The sequence below is a fragment of the Lactobacillus sp. HBUAS51381 genome (assembly GCF_012641095.1).
In the GTDB taxonomy this organism is placed as follows: domain Bacteria; phylum Bacillota; class Bacilli; order Lactobacillales; family Lactobacillaceae; genus Levilactobacillus.
This window is the reverse complement of sequence record NZ_JAAVSC010000022.1, coordinates 20,935-45,229: the sequence shown is the minus strand read 5'-3', so window position 1 is coordinate 45,229 and position 24,295 is coordinate 20,935. Positions and strand designations below refer to the sequence as shown.

Annotated in this window: 26 protein-coding genes; 20 read left to right on the top strand and 6 right to left on the bottom strand. The window is 51.4% G+C overall.

Annotation, left to right across the window (positions count from 1 at the left end; translation table 11 throughout):
- Positions 1-230: 230 nt before the first annotated feature.
- The 4 genes from HEQ50_RS08590 to HEQ50_RS08575 all read right to left on the bottom strand — a co-directional run bounded on the left by HEQ50_RS08590 (position 231) and on the right by HEQ50_RS08575 (position 2,844).
- Positions 231-848, bottom strand: coding sequence for a sugar O-acetyltransferase (locus HEQ50_RS08590; protein ID WP_168900110.1), 618 nt, complete (start codon positions 846-848; stop codon positions 231-233).
- A gap of 18 nt (positions 849-866) precedes the next feature.
- Complete coding sequence (locus tag HEQ50_RS08585) at positions 867-1,277, bottom strand: peptide deformylase (RefSeq protein ID WP_168900109.1); 411 nt, start codon at positions 1,275-1,277, stop codon at positions 867-869.
- Positions 1,278-1,353: 76 nt separating this feature from the next.
- Entirely contained in the window at positions 1,354-1,896 is a 543-nt protein-coding gene (locus HEQ50_RS08580) for a DUF1697 domain-containing protein (protein WP_168900108.1), read from the bottom strand.
- A gap of 69 nt (positions 1,897-1,965) precedes the next feature.
- Complete coding sequence (locus HEQ50_RS08575; protein WP_168900107.1) at positions 1,966-2,844, bottom strand: LysR family transcriptional regulator; 879 nt, start codon at positions 2,842-2,844, stop codon at positions 1,966-1,968.
- A gap of 141 nt (positions 2,845-2,985) precedes the next feature.
- Here HEQ50_RS08575 and HEQ50_RS08570 point away from each other — a divergent pair, with 141 nt between their 5' ends.
- From HEQ50_RS08570 to HEQ50_RS08490, 17 genes are all read left to right on the top strand, one after another.
- The gene (locus tag HEQ50_RS08570) at positions 2,986-4,452 is read left to right on the top strand and encodes a UbiD family decarboxylase (RefSeq protein WP_168900106.1); all 1,467 of its coding nucleotides are present in this window, start codon (positions 2,986-2,988) and stop codon (positions 4,450-4,452) included.
- A gap of 14 nt (positions 4,453-4,466) precedes the next feature.
- On the top strand, positions 4,467-5,030 hold the full coding sequence (locus HEQ50_RS08565) for a UbiX family flavin prenyltransferase (protein ID WP_168900105.1): 564 nt from the start codon (positions 4,467-4,469) through the stop codon (positions 5,028-5,030).
- Position 5,031: 1 nt separating this feature from the next.
- A complete protein-coding gene (locus HEQ50_RS08560) occupies positions 5,032-5,442 on the top strand; it encodes an amino acid decarboxylase (RefSeq protein WP_168900104.1) in 411 nt (136 codons plus the stop codon).
- A gap of 466 nt (positions 5,443-5,908) precedes the next feature.
- Positions 5,909-6,553: a Firmicu-CTERM sorting domain-containing protein gene (locus tag HEQ50_RS08555; RefSeq protein WP_168900103.1), complete on the top strand. Its 645-nt coding sequence runs from the start codon at positions 5,909-5,911 to the stop codon at positions 6,551-6,553.
- 265 nt (positions 6,554-6,818) lie between these two features.
- Positions 6,819-7,511, top strand: coding sequence for a Firmicu-CTERM sorting domain-containing protein (locus HEQ50_RS12985; RefSeq protein ID WP_168900102.1), 693 nt, complete (start codon positions 6,819-6,821; stop codon positions 7,509-7,511).
- Positions 7,512-8,117: an exosortase family protein XrtG gene (gene xrtG, locus HEQ50_RS08545; RefSeq protein ID WP_168900101.1), complete on the top strand. Its 606-nt coding sequence runs from the start codon at positions 7,512-7,514 to the stop codon at positions 8,115-8,117.
- The gene (locus HEQ50_RS08540; protein ID WP_334427275.1) at positions 8,114-9,466 is read left to right on the top strand and encodes a TIGR03111 family XrtG-associated glycosyltransferase; all 1,353 of its coding nucleotides are present in this window, start codon (positions 8,114-8,116) and stop codon (positions 9,464-9,466) included. Before xrtG ends, HEQ50_RS08540 begins: the two co-directional genes overlap by 4 nt.
- A gap of 45 nt (positions 9,467-9,511) precedes the next feature.
- Positions 9,512-11,065: a TIGR03766 family XrtG-associated glycosyltransferase gene (locus HEQ50_RS08535; protein WP_168900100.1), complete on the top strand. Its 1,554-nt coding sequence runs from the start codon at positions 9,512-9,514 to the stop codon at positions 11,063-11,065.
- A gap of 138 nt (positions 11,066-11,203) precedes the next feature.
- Entirely contained in the window at positions 11,204-11,752 is a 549-nt protein-coding gene (locus HEQ50_RS08530; RefSeq protein ID WP_168900099.1) for a hypothetical protein, read from the top strand.
- A 211-nt stretch (positions 11,753-11,963) separates the two neighbouring features.
- On the top strand, positions 11,964-13,184 hold the full coding sequence (locus tag HEQ50_RS08525) for an RNA-guided endonuclease TnpB family protein (RefSeq protein ID WP_168900098.1): 1,221 nt from the start codon (positions 11,964-11,966) through the stop codon (positions 13,182-13,184).
- Positions 13,185-13,613: 429 nt separating this feature from the next.
- Complete coding sequence (locus tag HEQ50_RS08520) at positions 13,614-14,567, top strand: ADP-ribosyltransferase (RefSeq protein ID WP_232842721.1); 954 nt, start codon at positions 13,614-13,616, stop codon at positions 14,565-14,567.
- Positions 14,568-14,847: 280 nt separating this feature from the next.
- Positions 14,848-15,594, top strand: a complete 747-nt coding sequence (locus HEQ50_RS08515) for a 1-acyl-sn-glycerol-3-phosphate acyltransferase (RefSeq protein ID WP_168900096.1) — start codon at positions 14,848-14,850, stop codon at positions 15,592-15,594.
- 3 nt (positions 15,595-15,597) lie between these two features.
- Complete coding sequence (locus tag HEQ50_RS08510) at positions 15,598-16,419, top strand: glycosyltransferase family 8 protein (RefSeq protein ID WP_168900095.1); 822 nt, start codon at positions 15,598-15,600, stop codon at positions 16,417-16,419.
- Positions 16,420-16,432: 13 nt separating this feature from the next.
- Entirely contained in the window at positions 16,433-17,380 is a 948-nt protein-coding gene (locus tag HEQ50_RS08505) for a glycosyltransferase family 8 protein (RefSeq protein WP_168900094.1), read from the top strand.
- Positions 17,381-17,401: 21 nt separating this feature from the next.
- Positions 17,402-18,349, top strand: a complete 948-nt coding sequence (locus tag HEQ50_RS08500; RefSeq protein WP_168900093.1) for a glycosyltransferase family 8 protein — start codon at positions 17,402-17,404, stop codon at positions 18,347-18,349.
- A gap of 1 nt (position 18,350) precedes the next feature.
- Positions 18,351-19,244: a lysophospholipid acyltransferase family protein gene (locus tag HEQ50_RS08495; RefSeq protein ID WP_168900092.1), complete on the top strand. Its 894-nt coding sequence runs from the start codon at positions 18,351-18,353 to the stop codon at positions 19,242-19,244.
- 35 nt (positions 19,245-19,279) lie between these two features.
- Entirely contained in the window at positions 19,280-19,879 is a 600-nt protein-coding gene (locus tag HEQ50_RS08490; protein ID WP_168900091.1) for a TetR/AcrR family transcriptional regulator, read from the top strand.
- Positions 19,880-20,043: 164 nt separating this feature from the next.
- On the opposite strand, the gene HEQ50_RS08485 is transcribed toward HEQ50_RS08490, so the two are convergent.
- Entirely contained in the window at positions 20,044-20,886 is an 843-nt protein-coding gene (locus HEQ50_RS08485; RefSeq protein ID WP_168900090.1) for an alpha/beta fold hydrolase, read from the bottom strand.
- Complete coding sequence (locus HEQ50_RS08480; RefSeq protein ID WP_168900089.1) at positions 20,883-21,314, bottom strand: MarR family winged helix-turn-helix transcriptional regulator; 432 nt, start codon at positions 21,312-21,314, stop codon at positions 20,883-20,885. The genes HEQ50_RS08485 and HEQ50_RS08480 overlap by 4 nt, the downstream gene beginning before the upstream one ends.
- A 159-nt stretch (positions 21,315-21,473) precedes the next feature.
- On the opposite strand from HEQ50_RS08480, the gene HEQ50_RS08475 reads away from it, so the two are divergent.
- From HEQ50_RS08475 to HEQ50_RS08465, 3 genes are all read left to right on the top strand, one after another.
- Positions 21,474-22,199, top strand: a complete 726-nt coding sequence (locus tag HEQ50_RS08475; protein ID WP_168900088.1) for an ABC transporter ATP-binding protein — start codon at positions 21,474-21,476, stop codon at positions 22,197-22,199.
- Positions 22,196-23,431 carry an ABC transporter permease gene (locus HEQ50_RS08470; protein ID WP_168900087.1) on the top strand — a complete coding sequence of 412 codons (1,236 nt, stop codon included), beginning with the start codon at positions 22,196-22,198 and terminating at the stop codon, positions 23,429-23,431. The genes HEQ50_RS08475 and HEQ50_RS08470 overlap by 4 nt, the downstream gene beginning before the upstream one ends.
- Positions 23,432-23,572: 141 nt before the next feature.
- On the top strand, positions 23,573-24,211 hold the full coding sequence (locus HEQ50_RS08465; protein WP_168900086.1) for a TetR/AcrR family transcriptional regulator: 639 nt from the start codon (positions 23,573-23,575) through the stop codon (positions 24,209-24,211).
- Positions 24,212-24,295: the final 84 nt, after the last annotated feature.

The window sequence follows — 24,295 nt, the reverse complement described above, 5'->3', positions numbered from 1 at the left end:
TTCAAGCAGACCACTTGAAAAATCCCACGGCTGAGACCAAATTTGACTCACTCACGGCTACATGAGGTGTATCGAATTAAACTGGCAGAACGTTGCCACGCCAGCGATCTCATCGCACATTTAGTCGATTTCAGCCGCAGGTGGTCGGTGATGATTGATTTTATGGTGATAAGCCTTGTCAGCTGGGGACTGGAGTGTGCTCGTGAATTTTCAGCCTTTAGTACGGGGGCCTATTGCAGGTCAGTCTTGTATTTAATCGAATCCGCCTCGGTAATCTCGCGAACGACACGGCAGGGGTTACCCACGGCCAGCGAATTGTCCGGAATATCCCGAGTAACCACGGAACCGGCGCCGATCACGCAACCGTTGCCGATCGTGACGCCGCCAATCACCGTGACGTTACTACCGAACCAACAGTTGTCGCCAATCTTGATGGGCTTGTCGTACTCGATGTCAAAGAGGGACCCGTCGGCATGGGGCTGTAAGTTCCGTTCCTGATACCGCAACGGATGCATCGGCGTCACCAACGTCACGTTGGGGCCGAACCACACGCTATCGCCGATGGTGACGTCGCCGCAGTCTAGAACCGTGAAGTTGGCGTTAGCATAGAGATGTTTACCTAGGTGCGTATAGCTCCCATAGTCAAAGAAAATGGGGCCTTGCAGGTAGGTGCCTTCTCCGTGATTGGGGACCAGTTTGGTTAAGATTTCTTCGCGTTTTTCCGTCTCGTCATCGAAAGTCATGTTGTATTCTTGCGACAAACGATGGGCATAGTGGAGCCGGGCATTGAGCTTAGGATCGGAGGGATCGTACAGCTTTCCGGCCAGCATTTTTTCTTCTTCAGTCATCGTGCCCGTCCTCCTTAGTTAAATGACGATGCCGTTGCAATGGTCGACTTCGTGTTGAATAATCTGGGCCACGAAGCCGGTGAACGTCTGATGTTGGCGCTGAAAATTCTGATTGAGAAAGTCCACGTCGATGGTGCGGTAACGCTGCGTCGGGCGTTCCCCGGTGAGCGATAGGCAGCCCTCTTGTGTCTGAAAGGGGCCCGCCTTTTTGGTGATCTGAGGATTAATCATGGCCACGGGCATGATGCCCATGTCGACCACAATAATTCGCTTGTTTATGCCAATCATATTGGCGGCCATCCCCACGCAGTTCTCGCTGTTGGCCTTCAGGGTGTCCAATAAATCCGTGACGACCGGCGCATCCAGCTTAGTGGCCAATTGGGCCTTCGTACCGAGCTGAGTGGGATCGTGAACGACGTCTCTAATCATAAATTGCCTCCAAAAGTTAAGGATATAAAATAAATAGTTCAGTTGAAATGAAAACGTATTCTTAATTATAGCATGCTTAACGCGCCCGTTCCTGTAGAAGTTGGATGAGACGCAACGTGGTGCGATAACTACGGGCACTGGTCTGCTGGTAGAAGGGGGTGCCGAAGAGTTGCCCGTACGCTGAGTGCTGAAAGCCAGTCGACGCATCGACGGTCCAGAAGATCAGGTGGGGCGTGGCGACGACGTGGTCCAGGCGTGTGAGCGGCTCACGCAACCCCGTCGTGGCTTCGTCGTAGTTGGCGAGCTTAAACAAACATAGGTGTTGCCGTGGCCCCGTCCCGGTCCACCAGGTGGGAACCTGACGAAAGTCTCGCAGGAGTGCGGCCGCAGAGAATACGCCGAAATTAAGGGGAAAGTCGATGTTGGCGGCAAGGACGGCCGAGATGCATTGCTCACAAGCGGCTTGCTCGAGTCGACTGTCAAAGATTAGGTTACCGCTGTTGGCATATGAGCGAACACGCGTGAACCCGGCCATGGTCATTAGGTTCCGGAGCGTGGTCATCCGGATCTGATGGTAGGCGCCACCATTAATCCCCCGTAGAATTAACAAGTAGGTCATGGATTGAAGGCCTCCTAATTCTTTATCCAATCGGCAACTACGGAAAATACATCAAGATTAAGCGTTGGCTTACTTTAAATAATCCACAAAGCGGTGGGCCGCCTGACTCAGGGTTCCGCGGGGATAGACCAACTGTAGGTGACTAACGAGGGGTTGTGTGAACGGTCGCGTCACGTACGCCGGCGTCAGGAAGGGCGCGGCCGCCTTGGCAAAGAGAAAGGTCACGCGTGACGTATGCGCCACCATCCCCAGCAAGGTTTCAATGTGGGGGGTGCTGAAGCGAATGTTAGGCGTGATCCCGGCCTGCTGGAAGAGGCGGCCCATCTTCTCATACACACCGGAACCGGGGTTAAGCGTCACAATTTCACAATCTCTCAGGTCGGCCATGGTGATACTGGCCTGCTGGGCAAGGGGATGATCGGCGGCCAAGACCACCCGCAGTTCGTCGGTATCCAGGTTGATTGCGTCAAATTGGGACTTGTTGAGCTGTTGACTCTGAACGTCTCGGAGAATGCCGAGGTCGAATTTTTGATGTTGTAACGCCTTGAGGAGGTCGGCCCCCTGCAACTCTTCCAAGCGAATGTTGATTTGTGGGTAGTCGTGCATGAACCGACTCATCTTCTGGGTGAGCCCGTACTGTGCCATGATCGGTACACTGCCGATGTGGAGGGTTCCTCGACGCAAGGCTTGGTAATCTCGAAGCTCCTGACGCATGAGGTCGTATTGGGCCGTAATGGTCTGGGCGTAACGAAAGAAGACTTCGCCACTCTCCGTGATCGTGAGTTGGCGTTTGTTGCGGGTAGAGATGAGTGGGGTATCCAATTCCTGCTGTATATTGCGGAGGCGCTTTGACAGCGCGGATTGCGTGATATTTAATTCGGTTGCGGCGTCCGAGACATTGCGTACCTGATAGAGCACGATGAAGCTGTAGAAATCGTCAAGTGTCATCCAAGGCTCACTCCTTTTGCCGATCCCCCGGCGTAAAATCTATTATTCCTATTAAGCATAACGTTAGTCGAAATAAGAGTTGTTTGCAAGCGGTTTAGCGCCTAAAGTGATCAATGTAAAGAACTTATAGGAGGTAATCTGATGGCAAATGAACCGTATGATTTACGCAAGGTGTTAACCGAACTCAAGACCCATCCCGGTCAGTTCCATGCGACCGACGTGGCGGTTGATCCCAACGCCGAACTCGCTGGTGTTTACCGGTATATTGGGGCAGGTGGGACGGTTGAACGCCCGACACAGGAAGGTCCCGCGATGATGTTTAACAACGTCAAGGGATTTCCAGGGACCCGTGTTCTGATGGGGCTGATGGCGAGTCGGAAACGAGTGGGTATGATGTTTCATCATGATTACCAGACGTTGGGCCAGTTTCTAAATGACGCCGTCGAGCATCCAGTCCCACCAGTGATGGTTGAAGACGCGCCGGCCCATGAAGTGGTCCACAAGGCGACCGACCCGGACTTTGATATTCGTAAATTGGTGGCCGCCCCGACCAACACGCCCGAGGATGCCGGGCCCTACATTACCGTGGGGGTGGTTCTCGGTTCCAACAAGGCCAAGACCATGAGTGACGTCACGATTCACCGGATGGTGCTAGAGGACAAGGACACTCTGGGCATTTACATCATGCCCGGTGGTCGGCATATCGGGGCGTTTGCCAAGGAATACGAAGCGGTTAACGAACCGATGCCTGTGACCATTAATATCGGGTTGGACCCCGCCATTACCATCGGCTGTACCTTCGAGCCGCCGACCACGCCACTGGGCTATAACGAACTCGGCGTTGCCGGTGCGATCCGCCAAGAGGCGGTGGGATTGACCCCGGCACTGACGGTTGATGAAAAGGCGATTGCCCGTTCCGAATTTACCCTGGAAGGCTACATCATGCCCAATGAACGGATGCAAGAGGATATCAACACCCATACTGGCAAGGCCATGCCCGAGTTTCCTGGGTACGATGGGGATGCCAATCCGGCCGTTCAGGTCATCAAGGTAACGGCGGTGACGCATCGCAAGCAGCCTATTATGCAAAGCGTGATTGGGCCGTCCGAAGAGCACGTCAGCATGGCCGGCATTCCGACCGAAGCCAGCATTTTGGAGCTGACCAACCGCGCCATTCCCGGCAAGGTGCTCAACGTTTACAATCCGCCTGCAGGTGGTGGTAAGCTCATGACCATCATGCAGATTCACAAGGATGATGAGGCCGATGAGGGGATTCAACGACAGGCCGCGTTACTGGCATTCTCGGCGTTTAAGGAATTAAAGACGGTCATTCTGGTCGATGAAGACGTCGACATCTTCGACATGAATGATGTGATGTGGACGGTTAATACGCGGTTCCAGGCCGATCAAGACTTAATGGTCCTGCCGGGGATGCGCAACCATCCGTTGGACCCTTCCGAGCGGCCAGGGTACGACCCTAAGTCGATTCGGACGCGGGGGATGTCCTCGAAGCTCGTGATTGACGGCACGGTACCATTTGATATGAAGGATCAGTTCGTTCGGGCTCAGTTCATGAAGGTTCCGGATTGGCAGAAGTATTTAAAGTAAAGGATTGATAGTGGATGAAGAAGATTGTGATTGGGGTGACCGGGGCGTCCGGCACGATTTATGCGATTGACCTGTTAAAGAAGTTACGGGCCCGTACCGACGTTGAGACCCACCTGGTGATGAGCGCGTGGGCGAAGAAAAACTTGGCGTTGGAGACGGATTATACGTTGGATCAGATCAAGGCCCTCGCCGATGTGGTCTACAGCGACCGTGATCAGGGGGCGGCGATTGCGAGTGGTTCATTTCTCAATGACGGCATGGTCATCGTGCCGGCCAGCATGAAGACGGTGGCCGGCATCGCCTATGGTTTTGGCGATAATCTGGTAGCCCGGGCCGCCGACGTGACGATTAAGGAACAGCGCAAACTGGTCATTGTTCCCCGTGAGACGCCGTTGAGTGTGATTCACTTGGAGAATTTGACCAAATTGGCCAAGCTTGGGGCACAGATCATTCCCCCGATTCCCGCCTTCTACAATCATCCGCAAACCATTCAAGACCTAGTCGATCATCAGACCATGAAGGTGCTAGACGCTTTTGGCATTCATGAACAGACGGCGAAACGTTGGGAGGGGGATTAGGATGCCTAAATTCAGTGTTACCCGAGAAAATTACACGATTACCGCCGATGTGACGGTGATTGGTAAGGACTTGTTGATCGTGGTCACCGGGGGCAGCAATCCCCATATCGGCGATGTCACCACCCTTACCAAGGACACAGCACTTCAAACCATCAAGTATCCCAGCCACGATGGCCGATTTCACAAGGACAGCTTTGTCGGCGAGCGCGTCGCTAAAGTGGTGCAATCGGCATTACCGGGGAGTTGTACCATCACGGCGGGGATTCACGTGAATCAGATTACCAAGGCCCAGATTGCGGTCTCCGCGCCGATGGGGGAGGATCTCGGCCACCAGATTGTGGCGTGGCTACGGGCCCATCCAATCACGGCGCCGACCCCCCAGTATTACAGTGACCAGGAACAACCTAAATAATGCTTCACTAAGAGTCTGGACAAACGTCCAGACTCTTAGTGTCTCCAGCTGATAAGGCTTATCACCATTAAATTAGTCATCAACGACCACCTGTGATCCGGACCAAATTTGGCAAACGGCAAGGCGGCCGTTACGCGACAACCATATTGTAATGGGTGATATCCTTGTCACACAAATGGCCTGGGCGGTTTTATCTCAGGCCTTTTACCGTGGAATCATCTGGGAAAACCGGTTTGCTAAGAAACGACTAATCCCAGATATTTAGGGGCGGGAATGTTGGCCATTTTGGTCGCGATAAGTGTCCTTAAATTTGAAGCTTAACGTTAGCTTAAAGCCTTGCACAGATTGCCCAAGTAGAGGGTATCTTCCCTCAAAAATCGGAGTATGCTGAAGTCAACCATAACGCGGTCGAAATCATTGAGTTCGTGTACGATTTGTCTAGTGGTGGTGATTGGAGGAGATTGCTATGCATCGAATAGGTTGGCTGATTGTTGTTTGTTTTAGTCTCGTCTGGTTGGGCGCCGCACCAACATCTGCCCAAGCCGCCACGACGACGAGTAGTAAGCTGAATATCAGCATCGATGGGGACTTTAGCGACTGGAGCGATAAACCCATGACCGCGCTAGATAGCGATGAAAAGGCCTCATTGGTGGCCGATGACAGTACCGTTTATTTCTATATGAATACGAACCCCAACGACAATAAGCACGGGGCAATCTGGTTGCCCGACGACTACACGCTCAAGGTTGGTGGTAAGCAGTTTACGCTCACCCTGGGGAAGGCCCAGGGATTAGGGGCCGGCAAGACCAAGTCCGTGACCGTCAGTGCTAACGGGAGCGTCGTTAGCGGCGGCACGGCCATGATTTCGCGGCCTAAAGACAGTCATGGTAACTATGAAATCGTTGAAATGCAGGTACCACTGTCCGGCCTGGGCGTGACAGCTACGGCTAGCCAAAACATTTCAATGACCAGTAGCGATAGCGCGTTCGGCGGGAAGACGCTGACCACGACTGGTGGGAGCACAGGTGGTGTAATCTTGGTTGCCGCCGGTTTCAGCATCGCCGTGATTGGGGTAGTGAAGGTGGCACAGCGACGGCGAAAAGTGGCGTAAGAGATTGGGCCAGTAGGCAACCGGTTGTTGTCTTGCTATTGTCGGCGGTAATCCGCTTTCATATTTTCCTTTTTGAAAATCGCCCTTGGCTTATCACACTTCATCGTTTATGATGGAAAATCAGTAGAAATTTCACGAAAAAGTGACTACAATGAAGACGACTAGGGGACTAACCAATAGATTGAACGATTTTACCACCGAAATAAGCGTGTAAGACCGTGTAATCGAGGATTAGTCCGGGATTAAAAGTTGGGGAGGTCTTAATGTGCGAAGAGTGATGTTGGTGATGACGGCGCTGATCGCCATGTTATTGTGGGGTGGATTGACTACGCCCGTCCATGCGGATAGCAACGATTCAGCGGCGAATAAATACAACATCTCGATCGATGGCAACTTTGACGATTGGTCCGATAAACCGATGACCACGGTTAAGGAAAGTTGGGACGACTACAATATTAAGAAAGCCGCGCTATTGGCCGACGACAACAATATTTATTTCTACCTAAACATGTCGCCGGAACACGGGGGTGGCTATAGTACGCTACAACCGTCCGGCTATGTGTTGAAGGTCGGCAGTAAGACATTCTACGTGACCTTTAAGACGACCGGTAATCTGACCGATGGCGCCACGGTCGATGGGACGGTCAACGCTTGGAACAGTGACGATGGTGGCAGCGGCGATCTCAGCCAAGCCACGATGAAGGTGCACCGCTTCAAGACGGCTAACGGACACAACGATATCATGGAAGCCAAGATTCCACTGAGCGAACTCAAGGTTGCCGGTGGGTCGCAGACCATTACCATGAAAAACGATAATTTAGGGTCGCAAACGTTAACGGCTACGGGTGGTTCTACCGGGCCAGTCGTGCTCGCCGGCGTTGGGCTGATCATTGCCCTCGGTAGTGTGGTCACATTCGCTCGGACCAGAGCGAGCGCCAAGAAGCAGAGGAAGGCTTAGATGAATAGCTACCTGTTATTCGGTATGATTGGGTGGCTCTACGTGATTTCCGTCTTAAAACGGGCCCACCTTTCCGCGTATTACTTTATCGCGGGAAGCGTTGGCCTGTTCTTTATCCTGATCGCGTTGGGCAATCCCTACTGGGTGTGGTTCATGACCCACCTGGTGATTAACGGCGTTTCGGCGCTGGGGGACCTGACGCATTGGTGCCGGGTTTTCGTTAAATATGGCATCGTCTATATCGGGAATGGCACTAATCCCGTGACCATGTCGATTGACTATGAGTGCTCCGGGATCATCGAGACCACGGCCTTCGTGGGGTTGTTGGCCTTTTTTCCGACCTATAGTCGGCAGGAGAAGATGTTCTACCTGGTCATGGGGGCGTTGTGGATCTACGTTGCCAACGTTATTCGCCTCATGTTGGTGGTCACGCTGGTCTACTTTGGCGGTTCCAGTTGGTATTTTACCGCTCACACCTTGCTGGGCCGGATTGTCTTCTACGTGCTGGTGATCATGCTGTACTATAACGTTTTCACGTATTCCGAGCTGTCGCAAAGTCTGTATACGAATTTCAAACGCCACTTTTCGAGAGGTAAGCCATCGTGAATTACTTTATTGATTTAACCTTAGCGCAAATGGGGTTCTGGATTACCTGGGCACTGATTCCCATCGTGGTTGAAATCGTGCCCTCGCTCATCTCGGCCCTGCATTTGATGCGGCAAAGTCGGCATCTGCGGCAATTGGAGACGCCGGCCAAGTTGCCCTTTATTTCGATCATCGTACCGGTCTACAATTCCGAGGAAACGCTCTTTGCCTGCCTGCAATCGATCAATGATTCCACCTATCCCAACCGCAATATGCAAATTGTGTTGGCGGATAACCAGAGTACCGATGATAGCTTCGGCGCTTACGCCAGAGCGCAGAACCACTTTGATTTGAATCTTCAGCTAATGCGGACGGCACAGGGGAAGGCCAAGGCCCTAAACGGTGCGATCTATCAGTGTATTGGCACCTACATCATCAATATCGACAGTGATGGTGTGCTGGAAAAGAATGCCCTGATGAATATGGTGTTACACTTCGAAAACGACATCGACCTCGCAGCCTTGACCGGAACCATCCTGACGCAGCGGCAACTGATCAAGCAAACGCCCAAGTACTGGCTCCGCTTCTTGCAGAAAACCGAATACTTTGAGTACGCGCAGGCCTTTCTCTCCGGGCGAACGATTGAATCCAATAAAAACGAACTGTTCACCATGTCTGGGGCGTTTTCGGCCTTTCGTAAATCGACGCTGGTCGACACGTTCATGTACAACACGGATACGGTTGGCGAGGATACCGATATGACGTTTCAGGTGCGCCAACGCCTCAAGCAAAAGGTCATGCTGTGCGCCGATGCCATCTTCTACATCGAACCAATATCCGGCCTCGAACAACTCTACAAGCAACGCCAGCGGTGGATTCGGGGTGAGCTGGAAGTTTCCAAGGAATACATGCACCACAACGCCACGTTAGGCAACTTCTTCAATAATTTTTTGGTGCGGCGGATGATGATTGATCACACCTTCGTTTTCCCGAAAATGATCTGGATGTTCGCCAGCGTGGTCTTGTTATTCTTCCGGTATTCTCCGGTGGTTTTGGGATTATCCTACGTCGTGATTTACCTGCTGTACGTTTTCGTGTCGCTGGTCAATTACGTCAGTGTGGGACGGCTCCTACAGAAATTTCCGGATGAGCAAAAATTCTATCACAGCATTCGCTGGGTCATCTGGTCGTTGCCACTGTATAACTTCTACGTTTCCTGGATTCGCTTAGTCGGGGTGATTAATTCCATGTCACTACCCGGCGTGTGGAACACGGATACCTTCACGACGGAGGCGCGGTCGGCCAAGCACGTGGTGGGCAAGGACGTGCGTTACCTGCGGCGTAAAAAAGGGAGCGAGTGGAATCATTAAGCGTCATCGTCACGCATCACTCGGGCGGTGGGTTAGGAGGAAACCATGGATCATCAGTTATTTAATTATGGTAACCGATTCATTCGCGGCCTATTCTACTTTTTCTTTGGCCTCACCATTTTCTTTGCCATCAACTCCGCGAACCTGATCCTAGGCGATAACGCCCAGACCGGTTCCGGGACGACCGTCGTGACAGCCCTTGTCTTAATTGTCGCGATTGCCGCGGTCTTGGCCGGTTTTGCCTATCCCCAAGTGGCCCGCGTCTTTAAATGGGTGTTTGTCCGGCATCAGGCGATTACGGCATCAGTCCTAGTGCTGGTTACGGTGGCTTGGCAGATCGTTTTCGTGCTGTGCGTCCACCCAGCCATTGGCTTTGACGTGGACGCCATCCATGAGGCGCTTATTGATCCTAAAACGGTCAATACGATGTCTTATTTCAGTCAAAACGCAAATAACTTGCCGATTCTATTGGCCCAGCACTGGCTCGCCCAGACGTTTCACACCACCTCTTGGTTGTTCTTTGATTGGGTAACGCTGCTACTGACGGATCTATCGGCGGTCTTTAACATTTTAAGCGTGGCGGTGATTGACCGGCGCAAGGTACCCACGGCGCTATACGTGCATGCCGGCTGGTTGGCATTATTTCCCATGATTATCGTGCCCTACACCGATGCTTGGGTACTGCCGTTTGTTTCGGCTTATATCTTTTGCTACTGCGTCATGAGCTATGGTCATGTGCATTGGTCGATCAAAGTGGTCGCTGCTGCCGGGTTGGGGCTGAACGTTGCCCTAGCTTATTTTATGAAACCTTCCGCCATTGTGGCGTTGATTGCCATTGTGTTGGTCGAACTCTTTCAACTAATCCGACGTGAGTATTGGCAAGACTTGACTTGGCGCAGCGGTCTAGTGGTATTGGCCCTGCTGCTGGTTAGTGGGGGCGCTGGGGGTGGCGCCTACGTTGCTGGGAATCACGTGCTGGATACGCAGACCTATATTAAAATTAATACGGCACGCGCCATTCCTGCGGTCCATTTCATGAGCATGGGAATTTCCGGCGATGGGGGCTACAATGCCAAGGATGCCTTGAAGATGGCCCAGCTACCGACCAAAAAGTCACGGGCCGACTGGTCCAAGAAGATGTATCTAAAACGGCTGAAACAACGGGGCTTCTGGGGCTACTTGGCCTTCCTGGTCAAGAAACAGCGCAATAACAGTGCGGACGGGTCCTTTGCCTGGATTAAGGAAGGTCATTTCATCTTGCATGGCACCAAGCCTAGTGGCACGGGATTTGCCCGGGGTCTGCGCGAGTTTGTTTACCTATACGGGACGCGACTCGGTGATTTTCGGTATCTCGCACAGGCCTGGTGGATTGTTTGGCTGGTGATGATCTTCTTCGGCTGGAGCGACCAGCATAAATTCACCCAGGTCCTACGCCTAACCATTATCGGGGCGTTTATCTTCCTACTGTTATTTGAAGGCGGACGGAGTCGGTATCTCATTCAATATTTACCGGCCTTCTTGATACTGGGAACGCTGTCGTTTCGGCGATCATTAACGATTTTACGGCGACTCTTTAGCTGGGTTAAGCTCCCAGATTGAGGCCGGCGAGGCTAAATAATGGTCCCCAATCATGGGGGCCATTATTTATTTTTTTATACGGTCGTTAAGGGGGCTTCTGGTGTATACTATTTGCGTACCAATAAGCACACATCATATTCCTGGGGAGGAGTTTTATTGATGAAAAAACAAGTTTGGGTAATGGCGCTACTCGCAGGGGTAACGCTAGGTGGGGCGCAGGTTGTCATGGCTACGCCGGCCCATGCCAAGACACAGCAACGAACGATGAAGGCCTATCCGCAACGGCTACGGGGAACCTGGTACCATTACGATGGTCAGGGAAAGTACGATCGGGTTCAGTTTACGGCAAAGAAATGGCGAACGGTCGGCTATGACAATAACCAACGCTATGCCAGCACACTGACACTCCACCAACGCCCGATGAACGCCGATGCCGCGCAACTTGCCCGGCATCCCAAGTGGGCGGTTGGTCAGAAGATGTGGGCCCGTCACGCCAATTGGATTGACCTGCGGGGCTGGAACCAGTCGGCTGGCGACGGAACAGCCTACAAGGTTGCCAAGAAGGCCTACCATGGTCAGAAGGTGCGGGTCGTGAGTGAAGCGAGTGGTGCGGGCCTTTGGGTGACGCAGCACTATTACACCTCCAAGCGGGTCGCCAAGCAGATGAAGGATCATCGTTTCCACGGCGAGATTTATTATGCCTCATAGGACTTAAATGTTCGGTTCTAGCAACCTAATCGTGAACAGATAACGCGTCTGGGATGATTCCCGGACGTTTTTTATTTAGAAATTAAGCAGAATACCTTTGATTTCAGTCAAAGGATGAATGCGAAATCTTAATCTTTTCTAAAACGTATGTTCCCCTTTTTTGATCCCAGCATATGCTATACTTAATCCAATCTTTCGGGGAGGTGAAAGCATGACAACGCTAGGACGAACACTTAAGATCAGACTCTATCCCGTCGCAAATCAAGCTACCCAACTCTTAGAAATGAGCCGGGAATATCAGCGCCTAGCTAATTTAGTCAGCCAATGGGTCTTTGATCACGACTTCCCCTTGAGCAGCTTGAAGATCAATCATGCCCTGTACAAAGTATTACGACGAGAATCTCCACTGAACAGTCAAATGATTCAGTCTGTTTTTAGAACGGTAGTCGCGCGGTACAAAACGGTTCTGGAACAAATGAAGCACCATCCTTACCGCTATCAAGATGACGATAAGAATTGGGTACGTGTCACGAAAGACTTGACCTGGTTGTTCAAACCACTTCACTTTTCCCGCCCGCAGGCAGATTTGGTTCGGCAAAGCAATTACTCTTTTGTTAACAGTTTGACTGAGATTTCTCTAACGACTCTTGGAAAAAGAACGAAGATGCCCTTTACGATCAAAGGATTCAAACAATACTTCCAGAGCGGTTGGAAAATGGGAACGGCAAAATTAGTACATAGCAGAGGCAAGTGGTACTTACACATCGGCATCACTAAAGAGGTAGCGGACTTCGATTCAACCGTCTCGTCTCGGGTCGTGGGCATTGACCGAGGATTACGCTTCCTAGCAACCACCTTTGATCAACAAGGGAAAACGAGATTCTTTGATGGGGAAAAAGTTCTCTTAAAACGCCACAAATTCCAGAAAATACGAACAGAATTACAACATCGTGGGACCAAATCAGCGAAGAAAAGACTAAAGCAGTTACAGCAACGAGAGAACCGCTGGATGACCGATATCAATCATCAGCTATCTAAGACACTCGTTACGTTGTATGGCCCCCAAACGCTCTTTGTTCTAGAAGATTTGACAGACGTGACTTTCAACACTGATGACTTGCCTAAATCAGTAAGGGGTAGTCATCGCTCATGGGCGTTCTATCAGCTAGAAACTTTCCTTACTTACAAGGCCCAAGCTATTCAAAGTCAGGTGTTAAAGGTGAATGCAGCCTTTACTTCACAACGTTGTCCCAAGTGTGGCCTGGTTGAGAAGAACAATCGGCGTCACGATATTCACGAATACCACTGTCAACAATGCCAATATCGGTCCAATGACGACCGGCTAGGTGCCATGAATATTGCGATGCTGGGACAAGAATGGTTGGACGGGGTCAAACACCCTAAGATCAGGAAAACAACGGCTACTGGGTAAACCTGGTAGTTAAACGGGTAGCCATCAATTACCCGACGATGTTGCCACTACGAGTAGGAGTTCCGATCGAACGTTGGACTACTGTGTCGGATGACACGTGAGCGACAAGCCGCCGAATTTATTCGGCGGTAATTGACGGAATGAAGAACTTTAGTAACAGAATGACCCTTTTGTGGGGTGGATCTCATGCTCGAGACCAAATAGATAACTAGTCGGTTTCGGAAACTGAGACGGCTAACAGCAGAAAAAAACTGAGATCTGTGCGCCAGAGAAGTGCTAATAAACTTGTCCGCTAGTAACCACTAAGTTTTCTCCCTAAATGGTTCAGTGGCATTTGTAAAGTGCTATACTAATTTTAGGATTTAAAAGTGCGATCGGTAGGGGAATTTGGTCGCTAGTGTATCCAGAGGAGGAATTTTCGTGAAACATATGGGTAGTTTATTGGTATTGGGTATGGCAGGCATCATTCTGGGGTGGGGGGGCTGGTCCACGACCGCTGCGGCGAAGGCGAAGGAACCGCAGTTTGTTTATATCGACAGTCAGACCAACATGCAGACCTCAGCGGGGACGTCCCAGGTGGTCACGCGGCAAGCCGTTACGGCGTTGACGCAACCCACGGATCGCACGGCACCGGTGAGCGTTACCATCCCCAAGAATACGGCGTTGACGCTGGTTCGGCGGACGGGTGGGGATGCCGTCGTGGTTACGCCAGGGAGCACGCAGACGTTAGTGGTGGCCAACATTGGTCAGGTCACCTATAGCAATCGGGCGATTAAGCTAACTAAGGCGCACTACCGCGAATTGGTTAAGCGCTCAAAGGCGTGGGCAGGTAAGTTGAGTAAACGACAGGTCAAGGTTATCGGGACTTACACCGGGGAGGGGTCCGATAAGATCAACAACGCCTTACGCTATCCGCAGCGCAAGACGACGGCTAAGACCCGTCAGCGGGTTAAAGACTTAGCAGCTAGTCTGAAGACGTTTAAGCTGACACATCCGATGACGGTGTACCGGGGTACGTCCAAGAAGGTCGCTCGGATTGCCCTTCATCAGGCAAAGTTAAAGCCCGGGGCAGTCTACAGTGATCCCGGCTTTGCCTCGACCAGCACGAGCCACGCCGTTGCGACGGAATTCACGTCACAACTGTTATTGAAGATTAATTTTCCCAAGGGGTATCATGGCGCCTACCTTGCGCCAATCTCCAACTATCCGGACGAAAAGGAATATCTCTTGAATCCGAATACCAAACTGGTTGTGACCAAGGTTCAAACGGTAATCAGCCACAACACGACGAAGCTGATGGAACAGACCGGGAAAAAGGTCAGCACCCATCAGTCACGTGAAAGTAGCACGTATCAACTGGTCACCTTAAATTTAATGCAATAGTTTACTGGAATCGTGCGTCCACAGCGGTTAATTAGCGCACGATTCGGTCACTTAATCACGGTGAACACAACGGGTCTGAGACTTCTTTTCTCGGACCCGTTGTGTTTTTTCAAATAGACACAGTCGCAGGCGGACAGCAAAAGAGAAGCAAACAGCCCGTTGGTGACTTTCATTTTTTGATCTTTTCCTGAGAAAGGGGCTTGTATTTTAAAACGGATGTGCTATATTGAAGTTGGTAATTGAGCACTCACTTAATTTTGAGAGCGAAGGAGGAATTGCCATGAGGACACGGGTTTATCACAGCTTTCGGGATGATTTTGTGACCAGTCGTCAGCAGGATTGGCGATTACCCAGTAATTACGATTGGCAAGATCCGGGTAAGCCATGGCAACAGCGCGTGGTTCGCACGTTAGCGAATATCCTGAGTTATAGTTACTGTCACTTCGGCCGGGCCATCACGTTTAAGAACGCTTGGCGACTGAAGGCGGCGGGAAAACAGGGATTTGTGGTGTATGGGAACCACACCCAGCCAACCGGGGACGTCTTGATTCCTTATTATTTAGGCGATCATCGCACGTTTAACGTCCTCGCGAGTCCGGCCAATTTGGGTGTACCCATCATTGGACCGTTGTCCGTGTTCGGCGGCGCGTTGCCCACGCCACAGTCACTCCACCAACTGGGCCGCTTCAACCGAATGGTGGTTGGGAAGCTGCGAGCTGGGGAGTGGGTTATGATTTATCCGGAGGAGCACGTCTGGCCGTACTACACGGGGATTCGTCCGTTCAACCCCGGCGCTTTCCATTTTCCGGTCGCCGCGCAGGTCCCGGCGTACTGCTTAACCGTAACCTATCGCAAGCGGCTATTGCGGCGCCCACGATTGGTGGTTTACGTGGACGGCCCCTTTACACCGGATGCCAGCTTACCCCCGAAGCAACAGCAACGGGACCTTCAGCGCCAGATTCAAACGCAGATGGTCAAGCGGGCGGCAACGAGTAACGTTCAGTATGTGACTTATGAGGAGGGATGAGCAGTGAATATTCTATACTGTGGCGATGCGAATATGAAACCAGGCTTGTTAATCTCGATTCTATCGCTACTCAAGCACACTAAGGAACCGTTAAAAATCTACATTCTGACGGCATCTATGGAAAATGATACCCAGCAATTTCACCCGTTATCCAAGCAAACGGCGACGGAGTTAGATACGCTCGTCAAGCGGGATAATCCGGCCAATCACGTGATTCGAATCGACGTGACCGCCTTAGTCGCTGCTGATCCCCCAACGGCCAATCTCAATACGATTTTTACCCCGTGCTGCATGCTGCGGTTGTACGCCGATCAGGTGCCACAACTTCCCGATAAGCTGTTGTATCTGGATACCGATGTGATTTGCCGTTTGAATTGCCAGCCATTCTATCATCAAGATGTGACCGACCTTGAACTGGCTGGCGTCCTCGATCACTACGGCCGCTGGTTCTTCCACCAGAGTTGGGAGCACTTCGACTATATGAACTCGGGCGTGCTGCTGTTAAATCTCAAGATGATTCGCCAAACCGGCCTTTTTGCCCGGAGTCGAGAAATGTGCCGGACCACGGAAATGTTTATGCCAGATCAATCCGCTATCAATCGCTTGGTTGCGCGGAAACGACTACTCCCACGGCGGTACAACGAGCAGCGGCGGTTGAAAGGCAACACCGTGTTCCAACACTTTACGACCAGCTTCCGACTATTCCCGTGGCTGCATACGCTAACGGTTAAGCCGTGGCAGGTGGACGAGGTTCATCGCAAACTTAAATTACACGAGTACGATGATCTCTTAGCTGACTATCAAAAATTAATTGTGACCCTGTAAGGAGGAGACTCTAATGACCCAACCAATTCCCGTTTTCTTTTCTATCAACGATGCCTATGCCCCATTTTTATCCGTTGCCATGACCTCAATCATTGCGCATGCCGACCCGAAGCAACACTACGACCTAATTGTCTTGTATGAAGATCTAAACGCGGAGAACCGCGAACGGTTGGGGCAATTAGCGACAACTAACGTATCGATTCGCTTTGTTACGGTTAACGAGGACTTGATGAAGCAGTTGGCCGGTGAGCATATGAAGTTGCGTGGGGCAACTTTTACGCTGACGATTTACTACCGCCTCTACATCGCGGCGATGTTCCCCCAGTACGACAAGGCCATCTATCTCGATGCCGATGTCGTGACCACGACGGATTTAGCCAACCTCTTCAATATCGATCTGGGAACCAACCTCGTGGGGGCCGTACAGGATACGTTTGCCGCGGACAATCTGCAGAGTGTCCAGTACGTGACGCAACATCTCCAACTTCCCATTACCGATTACTTTAATTCCGGCATGATGGTGATGAACCTTAAGCAGATGCGCGCGGAGAAATTCAACGAGACATTCACGCACCTTCTCACGACCTACCACGTGGAATTTATCGCGCCGGATCAGGATTACCTCAATGAACTCTGTCGGGATCGCGTGACCCACATCGAACGGGCGTGGAACGTGATGCCGACCAAGCAGAGCCGGGTGACAGCGCCTAAGCTCTTGCACTTCAGTCTCTTCGGTAAGCCGTGGCACTACGCAGATGCCCAGAACGGTCAGTACTTCTGGGAATATGCGGCGCGGTCACCATACTTTGCTGAAATCAAGGCCATCCAACGGGCCTTTACGGATGAAGATCGGGCCAAGGATCGCGCGGCTGAAAAGAGCCTGTTGGCAACCCTCAAGACTTTTTCGGAAAAGGATCGTGATACTATTCAGCAGTTTAGAAGAGAGATTGCCCGGAATTAAGCTGGTTAGGAGGGGATAATGATGACGAAATCGATACCTATTTTCTTAGCTATTAATGATGCCTATGCGCCGTTTCTATCGGTCACCATCGCGTCGATTACGGCGCATGCCGACCCGCACCAAAGCTATGAATTGATCATTTTGTCCGAAGCACTTAGCTCAGAGAACCGTGAGCGATTGGGGAAAATGGCCACGGCTACCGTCGCCATTCGGTTTGTCCGGATTGACGAGCGCGTCATTCATCAGTTGGCGGGAGAATCTCGGGCGTTGCCGTGGGCGCAGTTCTCCTTTGCGATCTACTACCGTCTCTTTATTGCTCAGATGTTTCCGCAGTACGACCAGGCCATCTATCTCGATGCGGATTTGGTGGTGACGACGGATCTCGCGGCACTGTTTACCATTGATTTGGGGCAGCATCTGGTGGGCGCCGTGCGGGAGAACTTTGCCATTGAGCACCCCCAGAGCCGGCGTTACGTTGAACGGCGGCTACAGTTGCCAATCGACCAGTATTTCAATTCGGGCGTCCTGCTATTGAATCTTAAGCAGATGCGCGCTGAACGGTTTAGTGAAAAGTTTGTGCACATCTTAACGACTAGTCACCCGGATTTTATGGCCCCGGATCAGGATTATTTAAATGAGCTGTGTCGGGGACGGGTCCTGTATTTAGACCGTTGTTGGAACGTCATGCCGACCCTTAGATCAAGGGAAGTTGCGCCTAAGATTGTGCACTACACCTTGTTCAGTAAACCGTGGCATAACCCCCATGCCCAGAATGCCCAATACTTCTGGGCCGATGCGGTCAGTTCGCCGTACTACGCTGAAATTTTGGCGATGCAACGGGCCTTTTCCGCTGCGGATCGTGCCCAGGATCGCTTGGCTGAGCGCCGCTTGCTAAAGACGTTGGCACACCATGCGAACGCCCCTCAGGCTGATAGACGACAAATCAAAAAGGAAATGGAGTTGATCTAACATGATTATTGGTGGGATGAAGGAAAAAGTCGTTGAGAATATTGAACATGATGCCCTGACCGGCCAATTCAATGCCAAGGTTGAGGTGAGCGACCCCGTCTTTACGAAGGCGCAGCAGCAGGCCGTTTTGCAGCGCTACTTGCGGCGTAATGGGACGTTGACGTATCGGTTGAATAACCACATTTCTCGTCGGGTGGCCGGGCTAGCAACGCGCTACTTTAACCGGCGGACGCGGTTTGAAGGGTTGGCGAACCTCCAAGGGATTACCGGCGGCGCCATCATCACCAGTAATCATTTTAATCCGTTGGACAACACTGTCGTTCGGCGCATGGTGCAACGGACGAGTCAGAAACGGCTCTACATCGTGAGTCGGGATACCAACTTGGAAATGGGTGGGTTCATCGGCTACCTGATGAACTATTACGATACGATTCCCATTAGCGACGATAAGGAATATGCCGGGCGAATCTTCCCTAAATTCATTCAGTCGGCCCTTGCCCAGCAACAGTATGTCCTAATCTATCCGGAACAGGAGATGTGGTTTAACTACCGCAAGCCGCGGCCGGTTAAGCGAGGAGCCTACTATTACGCGGCCAAATTTCAGGTTCCCATCCTGTCGTGTTTTGTGGAGATCCGTGATCTGCCGCGCGTCGACAATGCCGAATTTGATCAGGTCAGTTATGTCATGCACGTCTTAAAGCCGATCTTCCCCGATCCACAGAAATCCGTGCGGGAGAACAGTCGGACAATGATGGCGACGGATTATCAGCAGAAGAAGGCGGCTTACGAGCGGGCATATGGTAAGCCATTGACGTATCAATTTGAACCCGGCGATATCGCCGGTTGGCGGGGCGAGCGGATGCCCGTTACCCGTGAACCAGAAAAAACGGTATAATTAAAGGTAAATATTTTGAGTGGAGCGACGGCGTTATGACAAAGAAAAGTGACCAGCAGCGGCAAAAGATTATTGCGGTCAGTCGGGAACTATTTACACAAAAGGGCTATACGGAGACGTCTACGCGGGAGATCAATGATCGTGCGGGGATTGCGGAAGGCCTGTTATACTACTATTTTCCGAAGGGCAAACGGCAATTGCTGGATACCATTGTGCGAGCGGGCGTCGAGGACCGTGTGCGGATTGCCCAAACCATGACGGCCGGCTGGACGCGTGCGACCATTGAACAGGACGTTGTGGGCTTGTTTGAAAACATGTGGCGGCTCTTAGGCGATGGTATCGGCTATCAGGAATTTATTATTACGATCCGCAACCGAGCGATGTTGTCGGATGAGCAGTCGGCGTGGTTGGTCACGTCTTTCGAGAACGTTCAGCAACTCGTGGCGGATAGTTTATTCAAGATTACGTCGGCCGAGATTACCCGGGAACGTACGCTGCAGCTGGCAATGGCGATTATGGCGACCTTTCAAAAGGTTATCTTTGACGAATTGCTGATTCGGAATCGCCAAGAGCTACCGGCGGGAACGCACGCGTTTATTAAGGGCCAGATTCATCTGTTGATGGAATTAATTTAAGCCAAATGTGCATACTGAAAAAGCTGAGGTACAGGAAATTGAATTCCCGGTGCCTCAGCTTTTTTAGTGTATCGTCTGACAAAATAGTCTTTGCCGGTGCGACAAGTTATGCGCAAGTCTTCTGCCGCTCGCTAAATTGGTTTGAAGCGCAGCGGTCACTATTTTTATTTATTAAAGAATTGAATAATCAGATGTGCAATCGTCTGGGCGTGCGTTTCCAAGGCGAAGTGACCGGTGTCCAACAGATCGACTTCAACGTTGGCGTCGTCCCGTTTAAAGGCTTCGGCACCCGCGGGGATGAAGGACGGGTCATTCTTGCCCCAAACAGCGAGTAATTTTGGTTGATACTCCCGGAAATATTGCTGGAACAGGGGATAGGCCTTGACGTTGTTTTGGTAATCAAAGATCAAGTCCAGTTGACGTTCCGCGTAATCCGGCGTATGCGTGTAGGCGATGTCTAGGGTATAGCCATCCGGCGAGACCCGGTTTGGTTGCGTGCCAGTCAAATACTGGCCCTTGATGGTTTCCGGGGCAAAGGCCGTGCGGTAACTGTCGCGTTTGGCTTGGGTCGGGTGATCCCAGAAGTCTTGGCGGGTGGCCCACTTGCTACCGAGGCCGTCCTGATAGGCGTTACCGTTTTGACTGACAATTCCCCGAATCCAACCGGGATGGGCCTGAGCGATGTAGTAGCCAATCGGGGCGCCGTAGTCGAAGACGTACAGGTAGAAGGAATCCAGCTGAAGTTTTTCCAGAAAGGCCGTCATGATTTCGCTGAGGTGTTGAAAGCTATAGATGAACTGACTGTGGTCGGGCGCGCTGGACTGACCAAATCCCGGGAAGTCCGGTGCAATCAGGTGAAAGTGATCGGTCAGCGCGGGGATGAGGTCCCGGAACATGTGGCTAGCCGTGGGGAAACCGTGTAGCAGGAGCATAGTGGGCTTGGTGGGATCGCCAGCCTCTCTGTAGAAGATGTTTAAGCCTTGAACTTCAAGTGTGTGATAAGTCATGAGTGTAAGTCCTCCCGAATTTTTTGATTATTTGAAGTGAGTAAAGTCGTCATCGTTGCCTTGTCGTTACCCATCAGGCGGTCAGTCGTCGCCGTCAGCTGATCCAAACAGTGATTTGCCGTGGCTAAGAAGTCGGCACTCTGCGCGGTGAGACCGATGCTGGTGGCTCGGCCCTGCGCCTGTAAGGAAACTAGTTCTCGCTGGGCCAGCGTCTTGGTCATTCGCGAAATCGTGGAGCGCTCGTAGCCCAGCTTAGTGGCGAGTTCCTTGATGGTTTGGGGGTGATGATCCTCCAGTGCCATCATAATGTAGCTGTAGGCGGGTTTCAGGCCGGTCGGCGCAAAGATTTTGTCCGTTAGCTGCTCCACGGATCGCATATACCGTGCGGCCGTAAAGTAGGCACAGGTCTGGTAGAAGTGGTGGGTCATCGGTCAGGATCCTTTCTTTACTGTGTATATACACAGTACACCAATTTAAAAAAATTTGCAAGGTGTGGTTGACAAAAAAACGAGGTGAGTATATACTCACTTTATCAGGTAAGTAATTAATCACTCACCTTTTCAAAATCTGTTTTGGGAGGCACTATCATGGGAAAAGCCATTATTGATTTACAACATCTTGCCAAGAAATTTGGCGATCAAACCGTCTTAAAAGATATTAATCTCACCGTGAATCCTGGTGAAATTGTCGGACTTATCGGACCATCCGGCGCCGGAAAATCAACGGTCATTAAAGTAACGCTGGGCATGGAGGTCGCCAGCGGCGGTTCGGCCAAGGTCTTCGACACAACCATGCCAAATCGCGAACTGCTGGGACAAATCGGGTACATGGCCCAGACGGATGCCCTGTACGATTCCTTGTCCGGTCTGGAAAATCTCAAGTTCTTCGGCTTAATGAAGGGGATCGCTAAGGCGGATATGAAACAAGAAGTCATGCACGCTGCGGCGGTCGTGGATCTGACGGCCGATCTGAATAAACGGGTCTCGGGTTATTCCGGGGGAATGATGCGCCGGTTGTCCTTGGCCATTGCCCTGTTAGGGAGTCCGAAGCTGTTGATCTTAGATGAGCCGACCGTGGGAATCGATCCCGCGTTGCGACGCCAGATTTGGGCGGAGCTTGGTCGAATTCGTGATGAGGGCCGTAGCATCCTGATTACGACGCACGTGATGGACGAAGCCGAACTGGTGGGTCGGGTGGCCTTACTCCTGGGCGGCGAAGTCATGGCGTTCGATGCGCCAGCCGTGTTGAAGAAACAGTACGGTGTTGACACGATTGAAGACGTCTTCTTAAAGGCGGAGGGGGTTGAATCATGAGAACAATTGGAATTATGAACCGTGTGCTGAAAGAACTTTTTAGGGATAAGCGGACGCTGGCATTGATGTTTATCGCGCCTGTCCTGGTGATGTTGCTGATGAGTGTTATCTTTAATACCAACTCCTCAACCGATGTGAGTGTGGGAACGGTCTCCGTTTCCCAGAAGTTGAATAAGGAAATGGGCGGCATCAAACACGTTACGGTCAAGAGCTACGACACCAAGAAGGATGCCAAGCGGGCCATGAATGACGAAAAAGTCGACGCGATTATCAAGAAAAACGGGCGCAACTACAGTCTGACGTATGCCAACACCGACTCCACCAAGACGGCCACGGTCAAGTTAGCCTTTAAGAACGCCCTGACCGCGACTAGCATCAATCAACTGAAGTCGGCGTTGAAGCAAAGTACCAAGGCCACAGTCAAGTTGCAGGCCCAATTACAGGCACTGCAGAAGCAGCAGGCCGCCGCTAGCACCGCAACCGCTACGGCTGGGAGCGCGACTGCCGCTAAGCAAGCCGCTGCTAAACAAGCCGCCGCGACTAAGGCAACGGCGACGAACCACGCAACGAAGAGTTCCAGTCAATCAACCCCTAAGATCACGAACCACTACGTCTATGGGGATAAAGATACCGGGTACTTTGCTAAAATGTTGCCAATCCTGATGGGCTTCTTCGTCTTCTTCTTCGTCTTCCTGATTTCCGGGATGGCGCTTCTAAAGGAACGGACGACGGGCACCCTGGACCGGTTGTTGGCAACGCCAGTGAAACGGTCGTCCATCGTCTTTGGTTACATGTTAAGTTATGGGATTCTCGCGATGATTCAGACCATTGTGATTGTCTTGACGACTGTCTGGCTGTTGGGCATTGAGGTGGTCGGTAGTATGGCGAGCGTGGTAGTTATCAACCTGATTCTCGCGCTGGTCGCGTTGGCCTTTGGGATTCTGTTATCAACGTTTGCCAACTCCGAATTCCAGATGATGCAATTCATCCCACTGGTCATTATCCCGCAAGTCTTCTTCTCCGGGATCATCCCACTGGATTCCATGGCCGATTGGGTTAAGGATATTTCCTACGTCATCCCGTTGAAATACTCTGGGGATGCCGTCAGTGACATTATCATGCGGGGGACGTCCATCTTCAGTCTCGGCTTCGATATTGCCATCCTACTGGTCTTCTTGATTGGATTAACCATCTTGAATGTTGTGGGACTGAAACGATACCGGAAAGTTTAGGGAAACTACAGGCGTTTAGGGACAAATTCGCGTATAATAGACTAATAACATTGATTGCCGGTTGTAGGCGCCTTTGGTTGGCTGCGGCCGGCAATCCGTATCCGTAAAATAGCAAAAATGTAATCGGAAAGGGTGAGCGGTGTGGAACCAAATATTTTTGTCAATTACCGCGATTGGCTGGATCAACAGAAGATGCCACGGGGTAAGAAGGCGGCGTTGGTGGCCGCCATGGATCTCTTTTCGAAAGACGGGTTTGACGGTACGTCGACGGTGGATATTGCCAAGGCGGCTGGCATTAGTCAGGCGACTATCTTTAAATATTTTCATACCAAACAGGATTTGTTATTTGCCATTGTTAAGCCGGTGATGCAGCATTTCTTCCCGGCTTATCGGGACGAGTTCTTTGCTGGCATTGCCCGTCAGGAGACCTTGCCCGAGATGGTGCGCTTTATGGTGACCGATCGCTATCACTTTGCCGCAGGAAACATTGAAGCGGTTAAGATTCTCGTGATGGAGATGATGACTAACGAGGAACTGCGACAGTTATTCGGTAAGTTGGTGGCCACCAGTGACTTCGACTTCTTGGGTGAATTATTGAAGAATTTTCGGCGGACGGGTGAGCTCCGCGATGATATTGATGCGGCAGGCATCGTCCGGATCTTTGGTGGTCAGCTGGTCATGTATATCGTTCAGAGAAGTTATGCGCCAGTCCTTGTTCACGATGTGGCACGGGATTTGGAGACCATCTCCGAACAGATCATTCGTACGATTAAGAAATAGGGAAAATGAAACGGTTAGTTGCCTGAGGGGACTAGCCGTTTTTTGTGTTCTCGTGTACCCTAGAGAGTAGAGGTTAATGAACAC